Here is a 22,298-nt window from a genome sequence, read left to right on the forward strand (position 1 = left end):
AGGCCCCGATGACCTCGAACCCCACGCTCGCCGAGCTGGCCGACCGCGTCACCGCCGACCGCGACCGCCCGGCCTACGGCCATGACGCGCTCATCACCTGCGACCGGCTGGTCCGCGTCTTCACCGCGGACGGGGTGGAGGTGCAGGCGCTCCAGGGGCTCGACCTCCTGGTGCGCGAGGGCGAGTTGATGGCGCTCGTGGGCGCGTCCGGCAGCGGCAAGTCGACCCTGATGAACATCCTGGCCGGCCTGGACGCCCCCACGGCCGGCGCGGCCCGCGTGGCCGGCCGCGACCTGCTCACGATGACCGCCGGGGACCGCCTCGCCTACCGCCGTGAGGTCGTCGGCTTCGTCTGGCAGCAGACCTCCCGCAACCTGCTGCCCTATCTGACCGCGGCGCAGAACGTCACCCTGCCGATGCGGCTCGCCGGCCGCCGCGGCCGGTCCCGGTCCGCACGCCGGGCCGACGCCGCACGCGCGCTGGAACTGCTGGAGCTGCTGGAGGTCGCCGACTGCCGGGGCCGCCGCCCGCACGAGATGTCCGGCGGCCAGCAGCAGCGCGTCGCCATCGCCGTGGCCCTCTCGAACGATCCGTCGGTGCTGCTCGCCGACGAGCCCACCGGCGAACTCGACTCGCACACCGCGGAGCAGATCTTCACCGCGTTCCGCACCGCGAACGAACGGCTCGGCACGACCGTCGTGATCGTCACCCACGACCAGGCGGTGGCGGGCGAGGTCCGCCGCACGGTCGCCATCCGCGACGGCCGCACCTCCACCGAGGTGCTGCGCCGCAGCGAGGTCGACGCGGCCACCGGTCACGAGACCGTCGTCGCCCGCGAGTACGCCATGCTCGACCGCGCCGGACGCCTCCAGCTGCCGGCCGAGTACACGAAGGCGCTGCGCATGCGTGACCGCGTCGCGCTGGAACTGGAACCCGACCACATCGCCGTCCGCCCGGACGACAGCGAAGGGCGGTGAGCGCGGAGGTCTCAGCCCACGCTGAGGCCCAGTGCCCCGAGCCCCGCCCGGCGCACCGCGACCGACCCGTACGGCGTGCGCAGCCGGAGCCACGGCCCGGAGGAGAACAGTCCCTGTTCGCCGCCCCGCAGGAACCCCAGCGACTGGGCGGCGTGCACCGCCCGCACCGGAAGCCCGGTCTCCGCGACCGTGCGGGACCAGATCTCCCGCCCGATCCGGTCGAGCTCGGCCCGCGTGCGCCGCTCGGGCGCCAGTTCCTCCGTACGGGAGCGGAACTCCGCGACCGACGCGGCGACGAGCCCGCGCAGCTCCTCGGGCGCAGGCAGTCCGGGCTCGGCCCGCCAGCCGCCGCGCGGCGGCAGCACCCCGGCCCACGGCGGCCCGGTCACCGCGCCCGGCACGGCGGCCGTGGCGGCGGACTCGTCCACCGACTCCAGCAGCTCACCGGCGGACACGGTCACGTCCAGCGTGACGTCCAGCCCGTTCTCGTACGGCTTCGCCAGCCGTGCGGCGCGGACGGCGAGCACCTCGAAGGAGGGGGGCCGGCCGAAGACGGCGAGCGCCGTGCCGGCCGCCTGCAACCGCACCGCGGCGGAACGGTCGTAGCGCAGCAGCCGGGAGAGGAAGGCCGCGAGATCCGCGGCCTCCCCCTCGTCGGCGAGGTGGAGCACCGTCATGCGGCGACGGCCTCCTCCTCTTCGTCGGCGGTGTCGTCCGTGTACTCCTGGAGGAACTCGCGCTCCTCCTCGGTGATGCGGCGCGGACGCTGCGCCTCGAAGTCGAACGGCACGATCACCGTCGACGCGCGGACGTAGACGAGGTCGTCGTCCTTCACCTCGTAGGCGAGGGTGAAGGAGGCGGCCCTGATCTCGGTGACCCACAGCTCGATGTCGACCGGGTGGTGCCGGTGGACGAGCTGCCGCTTGTAGTCGATCTCGTGGCGCGCCACCACGGACCCCTGCTGGAAGTCCTTCTCCGGGCGGAACAGGAAGTCGATACGGGCTTCCTCCAGGTAGCGGAGGAAGACCACGTTGTTGACGTGGCCGTACGCGTCCATGTCCGCCCAGCGCAGCGGGCAGCGGTAGATGTGCCGCAAGAGATCAGCCCCGGGTCAGCTTCTTGTAGGTGGCGCGGTGCGGACGCGCGGCGTCCGGGCCGAGCCGCTCGACCTTGTTCTTCTCGTACGACTCGAAGTTGCCCTCGAACCAGAACCACTTGGAGTCGCCCTCGTAGGCGAGGATGTGCGTGGCGACCCGGTCCAGGAACCACCGGTCGTGGGAGACGACCACGGCGCACCCGGGGAACTCGAGGAGGGCGTTCTCGAGGCTGCCGAGGGTCTCGACGTCGAGGTCGTTGGTCGGCTCGTCGAGGAGCAGCAGGTTGCCGCCCTGCTTGAGGGTGAGCGCGAGGTTCAGCCGGTTGCGCTCACCGCCGGAGAGCACCCCGGCCGGCTTCTGCTGGTCCGGCCCCTTGAACCCGAAGGCGGAGACGTAGGCCCGCGAGGGCATCTCGACCTGGCCGACGTTGATGTAGTCGAGCTCGTCGGAGACGACGGCCCACAGCGTCTTCTTCGGGTCGATGTTCTCCCGGCTCTGGTCGACGTACGAGATCTTGACGGTCTCGCCGACCTTGATGGACCCGGAGTCGGGCTCCTCGATCCCCTGGATCATCTTGAACAGCGTGGTCTTGCCGGCGCCGTTCGGTCCGATGACCCCGACGATGCCGTTGCGCGGCAGCGTGAAGCTGAGGCCGTCGATGAGCACCTTCTCGCCGAAGGCCTTGCTGAGGTTGTCGACCTCGACGACCACGTTGCCCAGGCGCGGGCCCGGCGGGATCTGGATCTCCTCGAAGTCCAGCTTCCGCATCTTGTCGGCCTCGGCCGCCATCTCCTCGTAGCGGGCCAGACGCGCCTTGGACTTGGCCTGCCGCCCCTTGGCGTTGGACCGCACCCACTCGAGCTCGTCCTTGAGCCGCTTCTGCCGCTTGGCGTCCTTCTGGCCCTCGACCTTGAGGCGGGTGGCCTTGGTCTCCAGGTACTTGGAGTAGTTGCCCTCGTAACCGTGCAGCCGGCCGCGGTCGACCTCGCAGATCCACCCGGCGACGTTGTCCAGGAAGTACCGGTCGTGGGTGACGGCCACGACGGTGCCCTCGTACTTGGCGAGGTGCTGCTCCAGCCAGTTCACCGACTCGGCGTCGAGGTGGTTGGTGGGCTCGTCGAGCAGCAGCAGGTCGGGGGCCTCGAGGAGCAGCTTGCACAGCGCCACGCGGCGCTTCTCGCCACCGGAGAGGTTGGCGACCGGCCAGTCGCCGGGCGGGCAGCCCAGGGCGTCCATGGCCTGCTCCAGCTGGGCGTCGAGGTCCCAGGCGTTGGCGTGGTCGAGCTGCTCCTGCAGCTTGCCCATCTCGTCCATGAGCGCGTCGGTGTACTCGGTCGCCATCTGCTCGGCGATCTCGTTGAACCGGTCGAGCTTGCCCTTGACCTCGGCGACGCCCTCCTGGACGTTCTCCAGGACGGTCTTGTCCTCGTTCAGCGGGGGCTCCTGGAGCAGGATGCCCACGGTGTAACCGGGGGTGAGGAAAGCGTCACCGTTCGACGGCTGTTCCAGCCCCGCCATGATCTTCAGAACCGTCGACTTACCGGCGCCGTTCGGACCGACGACACCGATCTTCGCCCCCGGCAGGAAGCTCAGGGTGACGTCGTCGAGGATCACCTTGTCGCCGTGCGCTTTGCGCGCCTTGCGCATGGTGTAGATGTACTCAGCCAAGAGAAACCGTCCGGCAGCTTGAAATCTGGCAGTGGGCAGATACACCCCATCTTGCCGTACGGCCGCCCCTGCGCGGAAACGCGTCCGGTCCGGGGACCCCGACCCGGCCTTTCCCGGATGGCGCCTGAGCCTCGCCCGTCACTGTCGGTCACCGCCGTTCGGCCTCGGGCACCCTCGCACGACCCGGGAACGGCCCGGCCCGAGGATGCGGCTCCCCCCGCCGTACGGGGCTGCCGTGCCGTCGCGACCGGCGCAGCGCAGCGTCCTCTCCTCTTCCACGACGTCGATTTCACCGACCGCGGATGGTGCCGCCCGTGAGGGCCAGGAAAGTTTCCTGCATGGAACTTTCTTCCGCGCAAGCCCGGCGCGCGACCTGCGAGAAGCCTGGATACAACCCTTACGGTCCGTCGTGAGTCGGAGACGCTGCGGTGAGGTGAGGGCCTTCGTGCGGCCATGTCACAGGGATGGCATACGATGCGCGCGACCTTCATGAAGATCACATAAGAGGATGTACACGTCATGGCAATCCGTGCTCCGCATCGCTCCCTTCGCGGCATATCCGCCGTTGTCGCCCTGCTCGCGATCGGCGCGGTGGGATGCTCGGACGTCTCCGAGGCCGTCGACAGCGCCAAGGACGGCGCGAAGAAGGTGGCCCGCCAGCGCTCGGTGTTCTCACTGGACGTCGGCGACTGCTACAACCCGAACGGCAAGGCCGAGGGGACGGCGTACTCCGTCGAGATCGTGCCCTGCGACGAGGCGCACGAGGGTCAGGTCGTCGGCGAGTTCGCGATCGACGAGGGCGACGAGTACCCCGGCGACGACGGGGTCTCGACGATCGCGGACAACCGCTGCCCGGTCGAGGCGCAGAAGTACTCCCCGGACACCTGGGCGCTCCCCGAGGGCGCCGCCCTCTTCTACTACACCCCGACCAAGGAGAGCTGGGCGACGGGCGACCGCGCGGTGAGCTGCACCTACACCTCGGAGAAGGGCAAGCTCAACGGCTCGCTGGCCACCGCGAAGTCCCTCAAGCCCGAGCAGGCCACGTACCTCGAGGGCTCGAACGCGGTCTACGAGGCCCTGTGGGCGAACCAGCCCGAGAAGGACACCGTCGAGGACGACCTGGCCGGCTACAAGGCACAGGCCAAGGCCGTCGCGACCGCCCTCGACACGCACGTCAAGGGCCTGGACGGCATCGAGGGCACCGAGGTCGGCAAGCTCCGCGCGACGCTGACGAAGGCGGCCGGGAACTGGAAGAAGGCCGCGAACGCCGCCGACGCCGACACGTTCTACCTCGCCTACGACCCGGCGTTCACCGACATCGACCCGAACAAGTCGGTCGCCGCCCGCAAGGAGCTGGGCCTGGCCACCACCGTCCCGGCCGACGAGGCCGAGGTCTGGGCGGGCTGACGTCCCGTCGGGCCGACGGGGCCGGGTCCGTCAAGGGCTCGGCCCCCTGCCCCTCGAGGTCATCGGCCCGGCTCGGGCCTGCCGGCCTTGGGCGACAGGCGCTTCTCCGCGGGGCCGGCCCCGCGGTGGCGTTCGCCGTGGTCGGTATTCAGCACCACCGCGACTTCGCGCGGGCCGCGACGACCTCTCCATGGAGGAGGCCGTCGTCCGGGCCCGTCACGTCGAGGGAGGCGGTGGTGCCTCCCACCGACTTGGTGAGACAACCGGGCGCCGCGTCGTCCGCGGTCCCGGTCCGCGGCCGCCGACCGTCGGCGCGGGCCGTCTCCCCGCAGCACCACAGGACGTTCTTCGACGAAGCGGTCGTCGTCGCACCCCCGGTAACGGTCCTTCCCGTCCACGCCTTTTGGGGCCGTGTCCAGGACCTCCTCGCCGGCCGGCGCCTCGGCGAGCCGGTCCGCCTCCTCGCCACAGCCGTGGGCGGTCAGGAAGTACAGCGCGGGCGGCCCCGTCGGCGGCGGTCCCGAAACGGCCACGGCGGCGACCGGTCGGTTTCCCCTCCCCGTCCCCCTCGTGCCGCCGGACGTCAGCGCACCGGGGAAAGGGCGCTCAGCCCTCGGAGGGGGTGTTCCCGCGGCGGGTGACGACCAGTCCCGCCCCACCGAGGACGACCAGGGCGATGGCGGTGCCGGCGATCCACGGGGTGGCGCCGGAGGAGCCGGTCGCCGCGAGGTTGGTGTCGGCGGGGGCGCCGGCGACGGGGGCCGGGCTCGGACCGGTGAGGGTGTGGGTGGTGGTGCCGATCTCGGCGGCCCGGGTGAGGCAGTCGAGCATGCCGGTGAACCGCTGCTCGAAGCCGTCCGGCCCCTCGACCGTGAAGTCGTACGGCCGGTCCTCGCTCAGCGGAACCGTCACCGTCCGGGACGCGCCGCCCGCGACGGTGTGCTCCGCACCCGCCAGTTCGAAGGTGAACGGCTCGTCGTCCTGGTTGGTGACGGTGACGTCCACACCGCCCTTGGCGCAGTTCTCACGGGCGGTCAGCGCGGGTATCGCGCCTTCGAGCGCCCAGGTGGCGCTCGCCGTCGCCGAGACGGTCGACTCGCTGGACCCGGCCAGGATCTGCGTCTGGCTCCGGCTCTCGGAGACGAAGGCGCGGCCGACCGGCACCGTCGTCGAGGCCTGCGCGGTCAGTTCGGCGGTGTCCGCCGCCGCGTCCTCGGGCACCTCGAAGAAGATCCGGCCGCCGTCGGCCGCGGTGGTGACGGGCTCGCCGTCCTCGTCCACGATCCGCACCCCGCTCGTGGCGGCGTCCGCCGGCGGGGAGACGGTGACGCTGCGCGCGTCCGTGCGCACCGTCACCGGACCGATCAGCTCACCCGGGCGGCCGGAGACCGCGGGCGGGTCCAGGGCCAGCGACGCCTTCGGCTCCCCCTCGTCGCGGGCGTTCTTGTGCAGGTAGTCGGCGAGCTGCTCGGCCTGGGGGTCGACGGCGTCCACGGAGACGTCGTCGGAGTAGCGCCAGATGGCCACCTGCGTGCCGGCCGCCGCGTCCTGCTCGGTGAGCCGGCCGCGTACGCCGGCCTTCTTGGCGAGTGCCGCGAGGTCGTTCACCTGCGGGTAGGAGTTCCGCAGGATCCAGCGGATCCGGCCGGCGTCCTCGTTGACGCCGAGCGAGGTCCCGCTCCAGGCGGTCTCGTGGTACTTGGCGTCCTTCTGCGTGGGCGTCTGGATGTCGACGCAGTACGTCTGCAGCATGCCGCCGCCCTCGACGGACATCTCGAACAGTCCCGCCGACACCTGCTGATCCCCGGCGGCGCCGTGTATCACGGCCGTGCCGTAGGTCTTGAGCTCGCCTACGGTCGCGGCCGCCCCGCTGTGACCCGGTGCCGTCTCCTCGTCGGCGGCTGCCGTCCCGGCGCCGGCCAGCGCGGCTGTGGCGACGAGTCCGGACACCAGCGTCCCTGCGGCGAGACGGGCCGACCCGCGTCCGCGCGCGGGCCCCGCGGAGAACGAAGAAAACACCGAAATCCTTCCCGGGCGGGACCCGTTGACGTGGGGGGCTGACGGTCCCACCAGCAGAATCACCGGCCCCGAGAGCGCCGGGAGCCTTGCCCGGCATCCTAAGGAGGCGGCGGAGCGCGCTTGCCGATGATCGCGTCGGAGGAGTGATCCGACTCGGAATCGTTATCGCGGAAGCCGTCACGAGCAGGACTTGTCGACAAAACCACTCGGGATGTTCCGGTGCAGATCCGCCGATAAGCCTCAGTCCGGTCGGCGCCGGCGTCGGGGCCGGGTCGCTGACCTCATGTCACCATCTGCGGTTTCGGCCGCTGTTGGGGCGCGTCTCCGTACGCCGCCGCCGGATTTCCCGGTCCGCTTTCCCAGTCGGGTTCGGGTCGCGCCGTCGCGGAGGCCTGTTCCGGTCGCTGCGCGCGCCGGAAGGCGGCCGTGCCCCGGGCGAGGTCGTGGCCGATCGACACCGCGTCGATGTCCGCGGACATCCACCCCTGCTGTCCCTCGCGCGTCTCCGTGCGCACCTTCAGCCGGCCCTGCACGATCACCGGTTCGCCCACCGACAGCGACGCCGCCGCGTTGGTGGCGAGCTGCCGGTTCGCCCACACCGTGAAGAAGTTGGTGTGCCCGTCCGCCCAGGCGCTCTTCTCCCGGTCCCAGTACCGGGACGTGACCGCGACCCGGAACCTGGCCGCGGGGCCGGACGCCGTCTCCCGGTACACCGGCTGCGTCGCCACGTTGCCCACCACGCACACCATCGTCTCGTTCATCGTGTTTCCCTCCCTCGCCCGCCCGCCGGCTACGACACCGGCGCCGGGCCGGTACGCGTACGGGCCCGTCCCGTACGGCTGCCGTCCGGCAGGGCGACCGCGGACCGTCCCGCGATCGCCGCGAAGCCAGACTGCCTCCGTCGGGCCGGGCCCGCCGGGCGCTGTGGACCACCTCCGGCCTGTGGACATCCCCGCCACCCGAACGGGACGCTCCGCCCCCCGGTCCGTCTCCCCCGCGCCACCTCCCCCGCCGTCAAGCGCGGCCGGCCCCCACCCCCACGACCCGCCCGTACTGCTCCCGCACCTCCCGGTACCGCAGCAGCTCCGCCGCCACCGGATCCAGGACGCGGGCCCGGCCGCACCCCGCGGCCGCCTCCCGCAGCCGTCTCTCCGCCTCCTGCCCGTACCGCCGGGCGGGCCCCCGGGCCGCCATCCGGCAGCTCCACTCGACGAGCGGACCGCCGACGATGCCGATCACCATCAGCAGCACCGGCACCCCCAGGTTCGGCGCCATGATCCCGATGATCTGCGCCAGCAGCCACAGCCCGCCGGCGAACTGGAGGGCCGTCATCGACACCTGGGCGAGCACGGCCAGCGGCCACCACCCGGGCCGCGGCGGCCTCCCCGGCGGCAGTCCCGCGCGTACGGCCAGCTCGTCCAGCGCCTCCGGCAGGCCCTGGGAGCCGCGTACGGCCGCCTCCCGCACAGCCAGCGCCCACGGCGCCGGCAGTCCGGCGCAGGCGCGGTCGGCCACCGTGCGCACCGCCTGTTCCACGCGCTGCCGGGCCGTCGCCTCCTCGTCGGGCTGACCGCGCAGGGCGACCCGGCCGGTGGGCGGCTCGCTCCGCTCCTGGCACCAGCGCCACAGCCGCAGCCAGGGCGTGCCGCACGCGCGGTTCGCGTTGCGCAGCCAAGCGCGTTCGGCCGCCTCGCCCGTGGCGGTGGCCCCCACGGCGTCCGCGAGCCGGTCGGCGAACTCCTCGCGCGCCTCCTCGCTCAGCCCGGTGCGCCGCCCGGTGGCGTACACGGGCCACAGCCGGGCCGCCGCGACGTCCACGTCCGCGGAGATCCGCCGGGCCGGGGCCCCGCGCTCGGCCACGAACCGGGCGAGCGACTCGCGCAGATCGCCGACCCCGTCCCCGGTGAGCGCGGACAGCGCCTGCACGGTCGTACCGGGTTCGCCGTACTCCCCCAGGACGATGCCGTCCTCGTCGAGCAGTCGCCGCAGATCGTCCAGGACCTGCTCGGCGGCCTCCCCGGGCAGCCGGTCGATCTGGTTGAGGACGACGAACATGACCTCCGCGTGGGCCGCCATGGGCCGCAGATAGCGTTCGTGCAGCATGGCGTCGGCGTACTTCTCGGGGTCGACGACCCAGATGACCGCGTCGACCAGTCCCAGGACGCGGTCCACCTGCTCCCGGTGCTGGACGGCCGCCGAGTCGTGGTCGGGCAGGTCGACCAGGACCAGCCCGCGCAGCCGCTCGTCGGCGTCCGCGGTCGCCTGGAGGGGACGCCGCCTGAGCCGGGGCGGGATGCCGAGGCGTTCGATGAGACCCGCCGCACCGTCGCTCCAGCTGCACGCGATGGGCGCGGCGGTGGTCGGCCGCCGTACGCCGGTCTCCGAGACGGGCACTCCGGCCAGCGCGTTGAACAGCTGCGACTTGCCGCTGCCGGTGGCGCCCGCGATGGCGACGACGGTGTGCTGCCCGGAGAGCCGGCGCCGCGCGGTGGACTCCTCGAGGACCCGGCCCGCCCCCGCGAGGGTGCGGTTGTCGAGCCGGGCACGGGAGAGCCCCACCAGCTCGCGCAGCGCCTCGAGCCGCGACCGCAGCCACGGGTCGTACGCGAGTGGGGCCACGGTCTGCGGCACGGCCGTGCGGGCCGCCGCCGCCCCGCGCTGCTCCTCGCCCGCGCCCTCGTTCACCCGGCGCGCGATCAACCCGTCGTCCCAGGGGCTCGCGGTGTCCGTACGGGGTGGCCCTCCGGCGTCGCGGTCGGGACGCTCGGGGTCCTCAGGGTGCTCAGGGTGCTCGGTGTGGTCCTGGTCAGTGACGGCGGTCACCGGTCACCTCTCCTTCTGCAGTACGGACAACGCGGCGATGAGTTCGGCCTGGGGCTCCGCGTGCACCTCGAGCGCGTCGAGTGGGGCGAGCCGGCGTTCGCGTTCGGCGTGCATGACGCGGTCCACGTGCTCGACGAGCAGCCGTCCGCCCCGGTCGCGCAGCCGCAGCGCGCCGTGCGCGCCGATCCGCTCGGCGAGCCCCTCCCCGGCGGCCCGGCCCCGGCGGCCGCCCAGCAGGGTCGTGGCGACCAGCGCGGCGACCGTCTCGGGGTCGGGCGCGGCGCTGCGGTCCAGCCCCCGCACCTCGTCCTCGGCGTACTCCTCGAGCTCGCGCCGCCAGCGCCGTACGGCCAGTCCGATGCGGTGCTCGGCGCTCTCGGGCGCGGTGTCGCGGCCGGCGAGCTCGGGGGCGTCCGCCGCGGGTTCGCGCCGCCAGGCGTCGTCGACGCGCTCGTCGGCGGCGGCGACGGCGCACAGCAGCAGCGTGCTCAGGCTCTCCACCAGGGTGTCGAGGAGCTCGCCCGGGGTGCAGTCCAGGGGGAAGGCGCGCCACCGTCTGAGCGCGTCGCCGGCGAGGACGGCCCCGGCCTGCAGCCGGCCCCGCACGCGCGCGTGCTCGCTGTCGTACGCCCCGTCGACGGCGGCGGTGAGCCGCAGCGCGGCCGCGTACTGCGCGGCGGCGGCACCGGCCAGTCCGGGCATGCGGGTGTCGAGGGAGGCGAGGACGCCGTACGCGGTGCGGGCCATCGCGTACTGCCGGGCGGCGGGGTCCAGCGTCTGATGGACCAGCCAGGTCCGCAGCGAGGCCACGGCGGTGGCGGGCAGCAGTCCGCCGCCCCAGGCCGACTCGGGCAGCTCGGGCACGGTGAAGCGCGGTACGTGGCCGAGTCCGGCCTTGGTGAGCAGGGCGCCGTACTGCCGTGACACCTCGGAGACGACCTGGTGGGGCACGCGGTCCAGGACGGTCACCAGGGTGACGTCGTACTCCTTGGCGGTGCGCAGCATGTGCCAGGGGACGGCGTCGGCGTAGCGGGCGGCGGTGGTGACCATGACCCAGATGTCCGCGGCGCCGATGAGCTCGGCGGCGAGGACCCGGTTGTCGGAGACGAGGCTGTCGATGTCGGGCGCGTCCAGGAGGGCGAGGCCGGGCGGCAGGGTGTCGGCGGTCTCGACGCGCAGCACCCGCGCGGGGTCCTCGCCGGGCAGGAGCAGGTCGTCCGCGGGGTCCCGGTGGTGGGGCACCCACACGCGCGTGAGGTCGGGCAGCACCCTCATCCCGCTGAACCAGTGGTGGTCCTCCGGATGGCAGACGAGCACCGGCGTCCGGGTCGTGGGCCGCAGCACGCCCGCCTCGCTGACCCGGCGGCCCACCAGGGAGTTCACCAGGGTGGACTTCCCGGCCCCGGTGGACCCCCCGACGACGGCCAGCAGGGGCGCTTCGGGATCTCTCAGCCGGGGCACCAGATAGTCGTCGAGCTGCGCGAGCAGTTCGTCGCGGTTGGCACGCGCGCGTGCGGCCCCCGCCAGGGGCAGCGGGAAGCGTGCGGCGGCGACACGGTCGCGCAGGGCGGAGAGTGCGTCGAGCAGCTGGGGCCGTACGTCCAAGGTCACCACATGCGAAGAATGCCCAATTTTGGGGGAATTCTGAAGCATATGAGCATGCCTGCGCGCCGACACGACACAAGGGACGGAAGGGACGACCACGGCGCGTGCGCGCTCCAGGCATAACGAGTGCACAACACCCGGTGCGCGAGGGGCCAAAAGCGGTGCACGATTCGCACCTGCCTGCGATTATCGGGACCGCTTCACCGAACCTCCACACCGAGTCGCGGAGGCGAGGCAACAGGGACGAGGATGCGGGAGCCCTATCCTTGTCCCCGGCGACGTCACGGACGGGCCCGGCCCCGGGCACCGCGACGACAGCCACCACACCGGCCCCCGTAGCTCAGTGGATAGAGCAGGCGCCTTCTAAGCGCTTGGCCGCAGGTTCGAGTCCTGCCGGGGGCGCCACCCTCCGCCCTCCCCCTCGGGAGGGCTCTTCGCCGGTCAGAGCGCATGCCGGCCGGCACGACGAAGCCCCGGACGCCCTCTCGACGATCAAGAGCGGACTCCGGGGCCGTCCGGCTGTCCCCGGGGTCTCGCGGGTGGCCGTGTCGCACGCGTGTCGAAGTTCCCGGCCGGAGGATCAGCCGGCGCCGGGCGCCTCCGGGCCGCCACTTGCCCGGCGAGAGCCCGGGAGCTTCCCACCGGGACCGCGAGGCGATCCGGTCTGGGACCGAGACGCCTTCTCCCGGCCGGAGAAAGCCATGCGCACCGTCTGTGAACGCCCGCAGGAAGCCGAGGGGCTTCCCCGGTGGCCGGCCCAGGGCCACTACCACGTGGCCACGGACGTTCCCTCGTGGACGGCGCACCCCGACTTCCCTCGCCCGGGACCGGCGGACCACTGCACCGCGTGCATCGAACGGCTGACGGATCCGGCGGACCGGCTCTTCCGAGGGAGGCACGCCTACCTGGAGCCGCATACCTGGTCGGATCTTCAGCGGACCAGGCCGCCTCTGCCCCTCGGCTGACGTCAACGAGAGACGCCGGCCCTTTCGCTCTCGGCACGCCAAGGGCTCCGGATCGCCCACCTTGGAGTGATTACGCAGGATCTGTGGGATTCCTGGTAACCATGGAAGGGTTAGCCGCCTTTCGCCCTTCCCGGAGCCGTTCATGCGCACTGCCGTCACCGCCGTCCAGGACTCCGTGGAAGAGCGGGTTCTCACCTTCGAGGGTTTCGCGTACACGTGCCGGATCGTCCATCAGGACGTACCGCAGACGGCTCCGTTGCTGCTGCTCGGAGGCTCGTCGCAGAACCGGTACTCCTGGCAGGGCCACGAGAGGTGGCTGGCGCCGCTGTGCACGATGATCACCGTGGACCTGCCCGGATACGGCAGCTCGGACTTCCTGCCGGCCCACTACGACATCGACTTCCTCGCCGACGCCGTCCAGCACATGCTGACGGAGGTCGACATGCCCGAGGTGAACCTGTTCGGCGGCTGCTTCGGCGAGGTCGTCGGCCTCCGCTTCGCGCAGCGGCATCCGGAGTCCGTCCAGCGCATCGTCTTCGCCGGTGCCGCGGGCCGTCTCCCCGACCTCTACACCGACGCCGTACCGCGACTGTCGGACGCGCTCGGACGGAACGACATCGCGGGGGCCGCCGACGGACTGGTACGGCTGTTCATGTCGAACCCGGAGGCCGGCCGGGTCCGCAGGCACGCGGCCGTGGCGCGCCTCCTCCAGCGGCAGTTCACGACCCAGACGCCGGACGAGATCAGGAAGGCCGTCGAGCACAACACCAGGCTGGTGACGCACGGTTGTTACGCACCCCTGCCGGTCCCCCGCGTGCCGACCCTGGTGTTCACCGGCGAGTACGACACCCTGTGCACCCCGCAGATGGGGCGTGAACTGGCCGCGACGATCCCGGGGGCACGGTTCACCACCGTCACGGAGGCGGACCACCTGGTGACGGTCGAACGCCGTGAGGAGTCCGCGGACCTGATCGCCCGCTTCTGCACCGATCGCCCCATCGACGGCCTGCCGTACTGCAACGCCGTCGAGTCGCCGTGTGCCGAGCCCGTGGCCGTTCCCGCCTGACGCGGGTCATGAGGAAGGGCCGGAACCCGGCAGCGGGTTCCGGCCCTTCCTCATGACCGCGAAGATGTCAGGGCTTCTCGCCGTCGACGGCGACGCTGGTCCCGCAGGAGACCTCCGCGCCCCCGCCGGAGCAGGTCTGCTTCATGTTGTTGACGAGGTGGACCTTCCCGTACGTGCCGCTGGTGAACTCGCGCTCACCCTCGTCCGCGCAGCGCACGTTGCCCTTGCCGTCGTCGGCGCACTTCCCGGCGCTCTCGACGGCGACGGCGTGAACGGCACCGAGGCCGATCAGGGCGGAGCTCCCCAGAACTCCCACCGCCACTGCGATCTTCTTCGACTTGAACATCTACCTTTTCCTCAACGCTCGGCCCCGCCGCGACTGGACGGCGGCGCCGTTCCGGATGCCTTGACGGCCAACGAAGCGGGCAGGCCCGGAGGCCGATCGCATGCGATCGGACTCCGAGGCCTGCCCGGATCACTCAGTGGTGATCACTTGCCGCCGATGCCGAAGGCGCTCGCGCAGTGCACGGTGTTCGCCTCCTTGTTCTCCGCGTTGCCGAGGCCCAGCAGGCCGACGGCGAGGTTGATGTCGTCGACGGAGACGAGCGACTGGACCGAGTTGTCCTGGAGGCAGGTCGTGGTCTGCTCGTTGTTGAGCTCCACCTCCGGCTTGTCACCGGCGTGGCTGACGCCGGCGCCCAGGAAACCGACGCTGCCGAGCATGGCCATCACGACAGCGGCCTTCTGGTACTTGCGCATTTACCTCTCCATTCTCGATGTGACACGGTCCGGGGCGGACCGGTCGGGGACAGCCGCCGAATACAGGGCGGCCTTTGCGGCAATTGATAGCGAAACGCCGATAGGTATTCACATGGCAGAAAAAGAGACTTCGCACTGCTGTTGTGATGTCACACCATCAGCCCGGCAATTCGATGACCGAACGACGCCGGCGCGCACCGCCGTGCCGCCGGAATTACTCGCCGTCGACGACGAGCGTGTTGGCGCAGGTGAGCTCACCCTTGCCGGAGCAGGTCTGCGACGTCGCGTTGCCGACGCGGACCTTTCCGTCCTTCTCGGTGAGCCGGTGCTCACTCACCTGCACGCAGCGAAGGTGGCCCTTCTCGTTCTCGGTACAGGTGCCGGAGTTCTCGGCGCCGACGGCCTGCGCGGCACCGAGGCCGATCAGAGCGAGGCTTCCCAGGAGGCCCGCCGCCGCGATCTTCTTCGAGTGGAACATCAACCTTTTCCTTGACGGTCGTGGAACGGCCGAGGGGGCCGGGCGGGCCCGGGATCCGCAGCACATCGGCTCGGACCACGGGACCCGCCCGGTTCACCTGGCAGCGACTACTCAGCCACCGAGGCCGAGGCTGGAGGCGCAGGCAACCGAGTTGACCTCGGTGTTCTCCGCGTTGCCCAGACCCAGGAGCGCGCCGACGCCGGCGTTCACGTCGTCGATGGCGATCAGCGACTGGACCGAGTTGTCCTGGGCGCAGGTCGTCGTCTGCTTGTTGTCGAGCTCGAAGCTCGGCTTGTCGCCGGCGTGGCTGACGCCGGCGCCGAGGAAGCCGACGCTGCCGAGCATGGCCATCACGACGGCGGCCTTCTGGTACTTGCGCATTACCTCTCCGTTTCTCGAGTGGACACGGTCCGTGTTGGACCGGTCACCGAACGTCGCCAATCTAAGCAACCCGGACGGCTTTTGGACAGTCAAAACGCCCAGATGCGCATGTTCTGTTTGAACACGCAGGTCAGGGACCCCTCTTGTTACACGGATGGATGAATGGCGCGTCGGGCACGCCCCGTGTCCGCGGCGAGGACGGCCGAGAAGCGATCCGCGGGCACTTCCGCATCACCCCTTGAAAGTCGGTGTGTTGAGCGGGGAGTTCGACTGTTCGCGGAAGGGCCGCGTTCACCTGGCCGACGAGGAGGACGTGATGTCCCGTATCGCGAAGAAGGCCACGTGCGCACGTGACGGGTCACAAAGGAGCCCCGGCCTCCTGGTGCGCCGGGGCTCCTCCCGCGCCCGCGTGTCACCTCACGCGTAGCGGTACGTCTCGCCGACGTCCTCCAGCTCACCGGGGCTCACGTCCCACGGCGGCAGCTTCTCGTGGCGGGAGACGACCCGGCCGTGCTGCTCGTCGCCGGAGCCCGGCGCGGTCGCGGGCAGGTAGCGGGCCCCGCCGTGCCGGCGCTGCCAGCGGTACCACTGCAGGTCGACGAAGGCGTGGTGCAGCCAGAAGGCGGGGTCGTTGACGGAGGCGGCGGTGAGCATGACGCCGCCGATCCAGCGGTGCACCCGGTTGTGGTTGCGCCACGACGCGCTGCCCCGGCCGGTGCCCCAGCCCTCCAGCCTGTTGCGGAAGCCCTTCGTGACCGTCGAGTCCCAGGGCGCCGCGTCGTAGGCGGGGTCCTTCAGCGCCCACTCCAGATCACTCTTCGTCGGCAGGTCGATCGGATCGGCACGGCGGCCGAGGTCCCGGGTGAGGAACTCCCTGTCGGACACGCCCACCCGGAGCCTCCAGTTCCCCTCCTGGTACGCGAACGGGCCCGTCGTCACCTGGCGGTCGGAGCGGCGCCCGTTGCCGCCGAGGAGATCCGCCGTCCACGGCGTGGAGCGGGCCGTGCGATCGCGGGTCCAGTCCCAGTACGGCAGGGTCACCGAGGAGTCCACCCGGCGCAGCGCCTCCTCCAGGTCGAGCAGGAACCGGCGGTGCCAGGGCAGGAAGGAGGGCGCCATGTGGGCGGTGCGCAGTCCGCGCTCGCCGTCGGAGGCGTAGTACGCGATGTGCGTCCGCACGAACTCGTCGTACTCGCCGCGCCGTTTGACCTCGAGCAGCGCGTTCACGAAGCGGCGTTTCTCGGTCGCCGTGAGGGTGGCGGCGTCCTTACGCACGTACGCCATGCCGGCCTCCCCGGTGCTGGTGCCGCGGTTCCGTACCGGCCTCGCGCAGCCGCTCGCCGGGGGCGAGGGCGTCCGCGGCGGCACGGGCGGCGTCGAGCGGTGTCGGGTAGGAGCAGTAGTGGTCGACCATGCTCAGCCAGGTGCCGTCGGCCCGGCGCATCAGGTGCAGGGGGCGGCCGTCGAGGGTGACGTGCCAGTGGCCGTCCGCGGTCCGTACGCCTTGGATGCGGCGGCCCCGGTGCATCCGGTCGAAGGAGGCGCGGCCCGGGGCCCTTTCCGGTGCACGGAAGGCGGCGAGCAGGGGCGCCAGGGCCGCGGTGAGCGCGCCGGTGCGCAGTCCGCGTGCCACGTCCCGCCGCGTTCTGCCCCCCGGCACGGCTGACGGCTGCGTGCCTTTCGGGGTTCCGTCGATTCCGATGGCCATCGATCCAACTCCCTTGTTCGTGCTCGTACGGTTGTCCATGGAAACGAACGAAATCCGGCCCCCAGTGGAAACTGGGGGCCGGATTTCTCGGGGTGCTTTTCAGGCGTGCAGCCCCAGGTCGCCGTGGACCGGCTTGGCCTCGTTCGCCACGGCCGCCGCTTCCTTCGTCGTCGTGAGCAGCCTGGTCTCGTCGGTGTCGAGCGCCTCCGACTCCTGCAGCGGCGCCATCTCGAAGGGGACCGCGGTGCGCAGACCGGTGTCCAGTCCGGTGGACGCCAGGTCGGTGGACTCCGCGGCCTGCGCGGGCGCGGCGAAACCGGCGGCGATCAGGGTTCCGGCGAGGACGGCGGCAGCCTTCAGGGACTTCATCGTGTTCCTTTCTTCGGCGACGCGGGGACCGGCCGCCGGAGGGGAATTCTGTCGCCGTGCCTAACGATCCCCGGCCGGAGCGGAAACCGTGGAGCCGAAGATTGGCAAGTCCTCATATGAGAGTTTTTCGAGGACGGCGGAGTGTCACGAGGACGGCAGCAGCAGCACCGGGGGAAGTGCGGGGAGCGTGACGCCCGCGAGCAGCGGCGGCTGCACGGGGTCGGCCGGCGCGGGCAGGGTCGACGCCTGGGGCCCGGTGCCGAGCAGTTCGGCGACGAGGTCGTCCACCAGGGCCAGCAACTCGTCGAGCAGCGAGTCCTCCTGAGCGGTGCTCGGGTCCGCGGTGGCGCTCTCGTCCGCCTCGGTGTCCTCCTCCGCGTCCGCGGTGGTACCGGTGTCGAGCCGGAGCAGGTCGAGGAGGGCGTCGAGGACCTCCCGCAGGGTGGCCATCTCCTCGCTCGTGAGGTCGTCCTCGGTGGCGGCCGGCGCCGTGTCGTCCGTGGTCGTGGTCGTGATCGTGACCGAAGACGACGGTTCGGCCGTGGTCACCGGGTCCTCGTCGGCCGCCTTCGCCAGGGCGTCCTTCGCCGCGTCGCCCAGCTTCCTGGCCTCGGAGGCGGGCAGCCGGCCTTCGCCCTTCTCGAGCGCGGCCTCCAGCAGGCCGACGACCGGAGCGAGCCCCGGCTCGTCCGCCTCGACGGTCCTGGCCTGCGCGAGCAACGCGGCGGGGAACGCCGCGCGGTCGTGCTCGACGGCCATGGCGGCCGGGCCGGTGAGGCCGGCGAGGAGGGCGGCGCACAGTGCGCCGAGTGTGATGCGCCGGGCAGGCAGAGCGCGCATGGGGGTTCCTTTCGCGGGCTTCGGATCTTGAAGCCCACCGTGGAAGCACCCGAGGGCCCCCGCAACCGGGTGTGCGCCATTCGGTTCCCCGCTCCCCGGCCGACTCGCGTTCCGCCCGGCGGAGCCTCGGGGAAGCGGTGGGACGGGCGGGCCAACTCCTTCTCCTTCCCTGAATAGGTTTCACGATTCCAACACACTTGATGCCTTTCATCGAATTTCGAGGAGTTTGTCCGTTTGGTGACTAGAGTTGCGAACCTCCCGAGCATCCTCATGGGCGGCCGCACCGCACTCGTCCCCGCTGCTGCCACCGCCACCCTGTTCCGAAAGGCTCCGACGGTCATGCGCCAAACCCCGGGTCAGATGCTTCGCCATGCGGCGGTGGGCGTCCTCTCCCTCGCAGCGATGTGGGCATCCTGCGGCCCCGCGGCCGCCGCGCCGCTCGCGCCCTCCCCGGAGGCCGACGGCCTCGCCTTCTCCCAGCGGTACCGCGCGGTCCAGCACGGCGGCATCGTGCGGGCCGCCAACTCCTCCGCCACCTGCCGTGCCCAGGCGTCCTCGTGCCGGGACGTGCAGGCGGGCGGCCCCGGGGCGAACGGCGACTTCGACATGTTCTACGTCGACGTCGACAGCGACCCGAACACGTACAACTCCTCCCGCGCGGAGGTCCGTCTGCCCGCCGGCTCCCGGGTCACGTACGCCCGCCTGTACTGGGGCGGCAACCTGCTCGCCGGTGAGCAGAAGCCGTGGCAGGACAACGGGCGGGTGCTGATCGCCGAGCCCGGCGGGGAGTACAAGGAGCTGCTCGCCGACACGGTGGTGGGACACCGGGTGGCGGACGGCGCGGACGCCTTCCAGGCCTCGGCGGACGTGACGGAACTGGTGCGGGACAGCGCGCCGGGGCTGTACACGGTGGCGCAGGTCAACGTGGCCATGGGCAGGTCGGCGGCCGGGACCTGGGGCGGCTGGACGCTGGTGGTGGCGTACGAGAACCCGGCGGAGCCGCTGCGGCACCTCGCGCTCTGGGACGGCTTCGCCCCGCTGGGCGGCCGCTCGGGGGTCGAGATGCCGCTGAGCGGCCTGCCGTTCCCGGCGGGCGCCGGGGGCCGGGCGGGGCTGGTGGCGTACAACGGCGACCGCGGCACCACCGGCGACTCGCTCGTCCTCACCGCCGGCGGGCCCACCCCCACCGCGTTCACCGACCGGGCCAACCCCTTCGACGACGTCCTGAACTCCACCATCGCCGACCCCGGCGGCGCGTCCCCCGCGCGGGTGCCGGCGTACGCCAACACCCTCGGCTACGACTCCGACGTGTTCGACCTCGAAGGGGCCCTGCCGCGCGCCGGTGACCGGGCGGCCTTCCGGCTCACGTCCCAGCGGGACGCGGCATGGGCCGGCGTGCTCTTCGCCGCCGTCGACGCCCGGTGATGGACGCCCTCGCGCCGAGCGCCCTCAGAAGCGAGAAGACCGTGCCCGTGTACCCGTCGACCGCCTGTCACCGGCCGCGCGTCCTGCACCTCACCCAGCCGGTGGACGGCGGAGTGGCCCGTGTCGTGACGGACCTGGTGCGGGCCCAGCTCGCGGACGGCCTGGACGTCACCGCGATCTGCCCCGACAGCGCGCTCTCCGGCCGGCTGCGGTCGCTCGGCGCGCACGTGCGGCACTGGAGTGCGACGCGTTCGCCGGGCGCCTCGCTGGCGCGGGAGGTACGGCAGCTGGCCCGGCTGATCGACGAGGTGCGCCCCGATCTGGTGCACGCGCACAGCGCGAAGGCCGGGCTCGCCGGGCGGCTCGCGGTGCGCGGGCGCATCCCCACGGTGTTCCAGCCGCACGCCTGGTCGTTCGAGGCGGTGGGCGGGAGCACCGCGGCCCTCGCGCTGCGCTGGGAACGGTGGGCGGCCCGCTGGGCCTCACGGGTGGTGTGCGTGAGCGAGGCGGAACGCGCCACCGGCGTGCACGCCGGGATCACCGGCCGCTGGACCGTCGTGCCCAACGGCATCGACCCCGACCGCTTCCGCCCGGCGCCCGTCGGCCCCGTACGGGCCGGGCTCGCGCCGCTGGCCGGGCTGCGCGAGGGGGCGCCGCTCGTCGTGTGCGTGGGGCGGCTGTGCCGGCAGAAGGGGCAGGACGTCCTGCTGCGGGCCTGGGACACCGTGCTGCGCCGGGTGCCCGAGGCCCGTCTCGTGCTGGTCGGCGACGGGCCGGACCGTGACCGGCTGCGCGCGGTCGCGCCCGGATCCGTGCTGTTCGCGGGGGCCGTCGCGGACGCCTCCCTCTGGTACCAGGCCGCCGACCTCGTCGTCCTGCCGTCCCGCTGGGAGGGCATGGCGCTGGCCCCGCTGGAGGCGATGGCCTGCGGGCGGCCCGTGGTCGTCACGGACGTCGACGGCGCCCGCGAGAGCCTGCCGCCCTCCTTCGCCGCCCCGTGCGTGGTGCCGCCGGAGGACCCCCGGGCCCTGGCGGGAGCGGTCGGCGAGCTGCTGCTCGACCCGGCGCTGCGTGCGTCCCTCGGCGACCGGGGCCGCCGGCACGTGCTGTCCCTCCACGACGTGCGGCACACCGCGCGAGCGGTCGCCGACATCTACCACGACCTGCTCGGCACCCGGCCCGTCGCGACGAGGACACGCCCCTGTCGGGTGGCCGGGGACGCCGAGGCCGACCGGACGACATCGCGCGTCGAGTCCTTTGAGTACAGGGAGTCCATCCACTCGTGACCGCCGAACGCACCGTGTCCTCCCCCGGCGTGACGCCGCGGGACCACGGATTCCCCTCACCCGTCTCCGTCGTGCCGCCGCGCGGCGCCGACACCGGCCCCCGGCTGCCCGCCGCGCCGCCCCGGACGGCCTCACCGCTGCCGCTGCTCGTCGCGGACGGCGCCGCCCTCCTGCCCGCCGCGCTGGTGCTGCCCGGGGCCCAGCGCCATCCACTGCTCGTCGCCCTGCTGATCGCGGTGTCGCTGCTGCTGCGCCCGCGCGACACCCGGCCGCCGGTGCCGGGGCTCCTGGAGGAACTGCCCGCCGTGTGCGGCCGTGTCGCGGTGGCCTGGGCGGCCGGCGCGGTGCTGTGGGCGGCGTACCGGCCACAGGACGCGCTGTCCGCCGGCACCGTGCTGACCGGGCTCGCCGTGCAGGCGGCGGCGGCCTGCGCGCTGCGCGCGGTCGTGCACGGGCGGCGGCGGGCCGCGCTGCTGCGCCGCCCGCACGCCGCGCTCGTCGTCGGGCCGGCCGCGACCGCGCAGCGCGTGGCCGCCGCCGTGCTGCGCGACCCGCGGTGCGGGGTGCGGCCGGTGGGGATCGTCGCCGGGCAGTCGGACGGCGCCGAGGGCGTGCCGGTGCTGCGCACGGACGAGGAGGTCGAGCGGGCGGTCATCCAGAACGGGGTGCGGGCGGTGCTCGCCGTCCATCCCTCGGTGCGGACCGAACAGGGGCCGCTGCTGCGGTCGCTGGCCGCGTCGGGCTGCACGGTCTGGGAGGTGGACGCCGACCCGGCGCCGTACCCGGCGCGGGAGCGGCTGGCCGGGTTCTCCTGCCGGCGGCTGGACTTCGCCCCGGCGCGCGGCGGCGGCCTCGGCAAGCGGATGCTCGACGTCCTGGTCTCGGGGACGCTGCTGCTGCTGGTCAGCCCGCTGCTGCTGGTGTGCGCGGTGACGCTCCGACTGGCCGACGGGCCGGGGGTGGTGTTCCGGCAGGAGCGCATCGGCCGGAACGGGCAGCCGTTCACGCTGCTGAAGTTCCGCACCCACCGTCCGGTCGACGAGCGCGAGTCGGCGACCCGGTGGAGCGTGGCCAACGAGCACGAGATGCGCTGGTTCTGCCGCATGCTGCGGCGCACCTCGCTGGACGAGCTGCTCCAGCTGTGGAACGTGCTGCGCGGCGACATGAGCCTGGTCGGGCCCCGGCCCGAACGGCCTTACTTCGTCACTCAGTTCAGCCAGACATACCCGGGTTACGCGACCCGGCACCGGATGCGCACCGGCATCACCGGTCTGGCGCAGGTCCAGGGGCTGCGCGGCGACACCTCGATCGAGGACCGCTGCCGGTTCGACAACGCCTACATCGACGACTGGTCGCTGTGGCGGGACGTCTGCATCCTGCTGCGCACCGCGACCACGCTGGTCCGCCCGACGGGGAGCTGACGCC

At 72.5% G+C, this 22,298-nt stretch carries 21 protein-coding genes and 1 tRNA gene; 7 read left to right on the forward strand and 15 right to left on the reverse strand.

Translation table 11 applies throughout. The annotated features are described in order from the left end of the window. Positions 1-8: 8 nt before the first annotated feature. Positions 9-977, forward strand: a complete 969-nt coding sequence (locus ADK41_RS25115) for an ABC transporter ATP-binding protein (RefSeq protein ID WP_030818562.1) — start codon at positions 9-11, stop codon at positions 975-977. Positions 978-988: 11 nt separating this feature from the next. On the opposite strand, the gene ADK41_RS25120 is transcribed toward ADK41_RS25115, so the two are convergent. The 3 genes from ADK41_RS25120 to ettA are packed head-to-tail and all read right to left on the reverse strand — an operon-like array spanning position 989 to position 3,742. Further along, entirely contained in the window at positions 989-1,654 is a 666-nt protein-coding gene (locus tag ADK41_RS25120; RefSeq protein WP_030818564.1) for a hypothetical protein, read from the reverse strand. Next, a complete protein-coding gene (locus ADK41_RS25125; protein ID WP_030818566.1) occupies positions 1,651-2,073 on the reverse strand; it encodes an acyl-CoA thioesterase in 423 nt (140 codons plus the stop codon). Before ADK41_RS25125 ends, ADK41_RS25120 begins: the two co-directional genes overlap by 4 nt. A gap of 4 nt (positions 2,074-2,077) precedes the next feature. Beyond that, a complete protein-coding gene (ettA, locus tag ADK41_RS25130; protein WP_030818568.1) occupies positions 2,078-3,742 on the reverse strand; it encodes an energy-dependent translational throttle protein EttA in 1,665 nt (554 codons plus the stop codon). Positions 3,743-4,261: 519 nt separating this feature from the next. Here ettA and ADK41_RS25135 point away from each other — a divergent pair. After that, positions 4,262-5,149: a septum formation family protein gene (locus tag ADK41_RS25135; protein ID WP_030818569.1), complete on the forward strand. Its 888-nt coding sequence runs from the start codon at positions 4,262-4,264 to the stop codon at positions 5,147-5,149. A gap of 606 nt (positions 5,150-5,755) precedes the next feature. Here ADK41_RS25135 and ADK41_RS25140 read toward each other — a convergent pair. The 4 genes from ADK41_RS25140 to ADK41_RS25155 all read right to left on the reverse strand — a co-directional run bounded on the left by ADK41_RS25140 (position 5,756) and on the right by ADK41_RS25155 (position 11,605). Then, positions 5,756-7,168 (reverse strand): Cys-Gln thioester bond-forming surface protein, encoded by a 1,413-nt coding sequence (locus ADK41_RS25140; RefSeq protein WP_030818571.1) that lies wholly within the window; start codon positions 7,166-7,168, stop codon positions 5,756-5,758. A 281-nt stretch (positions 7,169-7,449) separates the two neighbouring features. Then, positions 7,450-7,929, reverse strand: coding sequence for a single-stranded DNA-binding protein (locus ADK41_RS25145; RefSeq protein WP_030818573.1), 480 nt, complete (start codon positions 7,927-7,929; stop codon positions 7,450-7,452). A 253-nt stretch (positions 7,930-8,182) separates the two neighbouring features. Then, the gene (locus ADK41_RS25150) at positions 8,183-9,991 is read right to left on the reverse strand and encodes a YfjP family GTPase (protein ID WP_030818575.1); all 1,809 of its coding nucleotides are present in this window, start codon (positions 9,989-9,991) and stop codon (positions 8,183-8,185) included. Between the two features lie 3 nt (positions 9,992-9,994). Continuing rightward, on the reverse strand, positions 9,995-11,605 hold the full coding sequence (locus ADK41_RS25155; RefSeq protein WP_030818577.1) for a dynamin family protein: 1,611 nt from the start codon (positions 11,603-11,605) through the stop codon (positions 9,995-9,997). A gap of 320 nt (positions 11,606-11,925) precedes the next feature. On the opposite strand from ADK41_RS25155, the gene ADK41_RS25160 reads away from it, so the two are divergent. Further along, positions 11,926-12,001: transfer RNA gene (locus ADK41_RS25160), tRNA-Arg, on the forward strand. A gap of 702 nt (positions 12,002-12,703) precedes the next feature. Continuing rightward, positions 12,704-13,627, forward strand: coding sequence for an alpha/beta fold hydrolase (locus ADK41_RS25170; RefSeq protein ID WP_030818581.1), 924 nt, complete (start codon positions 12,704-12,706; stop codon positions 13,625-13,627). Positions 13,628-13,694: 67 nt separating this feature from the next. On the opposite strand, the gene ADK41_RS25175 is transcribed toward ADK41_RS25170, so the two are convergent. The 8 genes from ADK41_RS25175 to ADK41_RS25210 form a co-directional block, all read right to left on the reverse strand. Further along, a complete protein-coding gene (locus ADK41_RS25175; RefSeq protein WP_030818583.1) occupies positions 13,695-13,973 on the reverse strand; it encodes a hypothetical protein in 279 nt (92 codons plus the stop codon). A gap of 143 nt (positions 13,974-14,116) precedes the next feature. Continuing rightward, positions 14,117-14,386 carry a hypothetical protein gene (locus ADK41_RS25180; RefSeq protein ID WP_030818585.1) on the reverse strand — a complete coding sequence of 90 codons (270 nt, stop codon included), beginning with the start codon at positions 14,384-14,386 and terminating at the stop codon, positions 14,117-14,119. Positions 14,387-14,600: 214 nt separating this feature from the next. Next, positions 14,601-14,864: a hypothetical protein gene (locus ADK41_RS25185; protein ID WP_030818586.1), complete on the reverse strand. Its 264-nt coding sequence runs from the start codon at positions 14,862-14,864 to the stop codon at positions 14,601-14,603. 111 nt (positions 14,865-14,975) lie between these two features. Then, complete coding sequence (locus ADK41_RS25190) at positions 14,976-15,245, reverse strand: hypothetical protein (protein ID WP_030818588.1); 270 nt, start codon at positions 15,243-15,245, stop codon at positions 14,976-14,978. A gap of 417 nt (positions 15,246-15,662) precedes the next feature. Further along, complete coding sequence (locus tag ADK41_RS25195) at positions 15,663-16,529, reverse strand: tyrosinase family protein (protein WP_030818590.1); 867 nt, start codon at positions 16,527-16,529, stop codon at positions 15,663-15,665. Further along, on the reverse strand, positions 16,513-16,953 hold the full coding sequence (locus ADK41_RS25200; RefSeq protein WP_030818591.1) for a tyrosinase family oxidase copper chaperone: 441 nt from the start codon (positions 16,951-16,953) through the stop codon (positions 16,513-16,515). The genes ADK41_RS25195 and ADK41_RS25200 overlap by 17 nt, the downstream gene beginning before the upstream one ends. Positions 16,954-17,052: 99 nt before the next feature. Then, positions 17,053-17,322 (reverse strand): hypothetical protein, encoded by a 270-nt coding sequence (locus ADK41_RS25205; RefSeq protein WP_030818592.1) that lies wholly within the window; start codon positions 17,320-17,322, stop codon positions 17,053-17,055. Positions 17,323-17,466: 144 nt separating this feature from the next. Beyond that, a complete protein-coding gene (locus ADK41_RS25210; RefSeq protein ID WP_030818593.1) occupies positions 17,467-18,162 on the reverse strand; it encodes a hypothetical protein in 696 nt (231 codons plus the stop codon). Between the two features lie 339 nt (positions 18,163-18,501). Here ADK41_RS25210 and ADK41_RS25215 point away from each other — a divergent pair, with 339 nt between their 5' ends. From ADK41_RS25215 to ADK41_RS25225, 3 genes are read left to right on the forward strand one after another with little or no spacing between them, the layout of a single operon-like run. After that, a complete protein-coding gene (locus ADK41_RS25215; protein ID WP_030818594.1) occupies positions 18,502-19,587 on the forward strand; it encodes a hypothetical protein in 1,086 nt (361 codons plus the stop codon). Between the two features lie 47 nt (positions 19,588-19,634). Continuing rightward, entirely contained in the window at positions 19,635-20,873 is a 1,239-nt protein-coding gene (locus ADK41_RS25220) for a glycosyltransferase family 4 protein (RefSeq protein WP_030818596.1), read from the forward strand. Then, positions 20,870-22,294 (forward strand): exopolysaccharide biosynthesis polyprenyl glycosylphosphotransferase, encoded by a 1,425-nt coding sequence (locus tag ADK41_RS25225; protein WP_030818598.1) that lies wholly within the window; start codon positions 20,870-20,872, stop codon positions 22,292-22,294. Before ADK41_RS25220 ends, ADK41_RS25225 begins: the two co-directional genes overlap by 4 nt. Positions 22,295-22,298 lie beyond the last annotated feature (4 nt).

Origin of the sequence: Streptomyces caelestis (assembly GCF_001279005.1) — a bacterium.
In the GTDB taxonomy this organism is placed as follows: domain Bacteria; phylum Actinomycetota; class Actinomycetes; order Streptomycetales; family Streptomycetaceae; genus Streptomyces; species Streptomyces heliomycini.

Excerpts from the sequence above, each read along its gene's own strand:
- ADK41_RS25115 (WP_030818562.1), top strand. The coding sequence starts at position 9 with ATGACCTCGAACCCCACGCTCGCCGAGCTGGCCGACCGCGTCACCGCC.
- ADK41_RS25120 (WP_030818564.1), bottom strand. The coding sequence starts at position 1,654 with ATGACGGTGCTCCACCTCGCCGACGAGGGGGAGGCCGCGGATCTCGCG.
- ADK41_RS25135 (WP_030818569.1), top strand. The coding sequence starts at position 4,262 with ATGGCAATCCGTGCTCCGCATCGCTCCCTTCGCGGCATATCCGCCGTT.
- ADK41_RS25145 (WP_030818573.1), bottom strand. The coding sequence starts at position 7,929 with ATGAACGAGACGATGGTGTGCGTGGTGGGCAACGTGGCGACGCAGCCG.
- ADK41_RS25170 (WP_030818581.1), top strand. The coding sequence starts at position 12,704 with ATGCGCACTGCCGTCACCGCCGTCCAGGACTCCGTGGAAGAGCGGGTT.
- ADK41_RS25175 (WP_030818583.1), bottom strand. The coding sequence starts at position 13,973 with ATGTTCAAGTCGAAGAAGATCGCAGTGGCGGTGGGAGTTCTGGGGAGC.
- ADK41_RS25180 (WP_030818585.1), bottom strand. The coding sequence starts at position 14,386 with ATGCGCAAGTACCAGAAGGCCGCTGTCGTGATGGCCATGCTCGGCAGC.
- ADK41_RS25185 (WP_030818586.1), bottom strand. The coding sequence starts at position 14,864 with ATGTTCCACTCGAAGAAGATCGCGGCGGCGGGCCTCCTGGGAAGCCTC.
- ADK41_RS25190 (WP_030818588.1), bottom strand. The coding sequence starts at position 15,245 with ATGCGCAAGTACCAGAAGGCCGCCGTCGTGATGGCCATGCTCGGCAGC.
- ADK41_RS25195 (WP_030818590.1), bottom strand. The coding sequence starts at position 16,529 with ATGGCGTACGTGCGTAAGGACGCCGCCACCCTCACGGCGACCGAGAAA.
- ADK41_RS25200 (WP_030818591.1), bottom strand. The coding sequence starts at position 16,953 with ATGGCCATCGGAATCGACGGAACCCCGAAAGGCACGCAGCCGTCAGCC.
- ADK41_RS25205 (WP_030818592.1), bottom strand. The coding sequence starts at position 17,322 with ATGAAGTCCCTGAAGGCTGCCGCCGTCCTCGCCGGAACCCTGATCGCC.
- ADK41_RS25210 (WP_030818593.1), bottom strand. The coding sequence starts at position 18,162 with ATGCGCGCTCTGCCTGCCCGGCGCATCACACTCGGCGCACTGTGCGCC.
- ADK41_RS25215 (WP_030818594.1), top strand. The coding sequence starts at position 18,502 with ATGCGCCAAACCCCGGGTCAGATGCTTCGCCATGCGGCGGTGGGCGTC.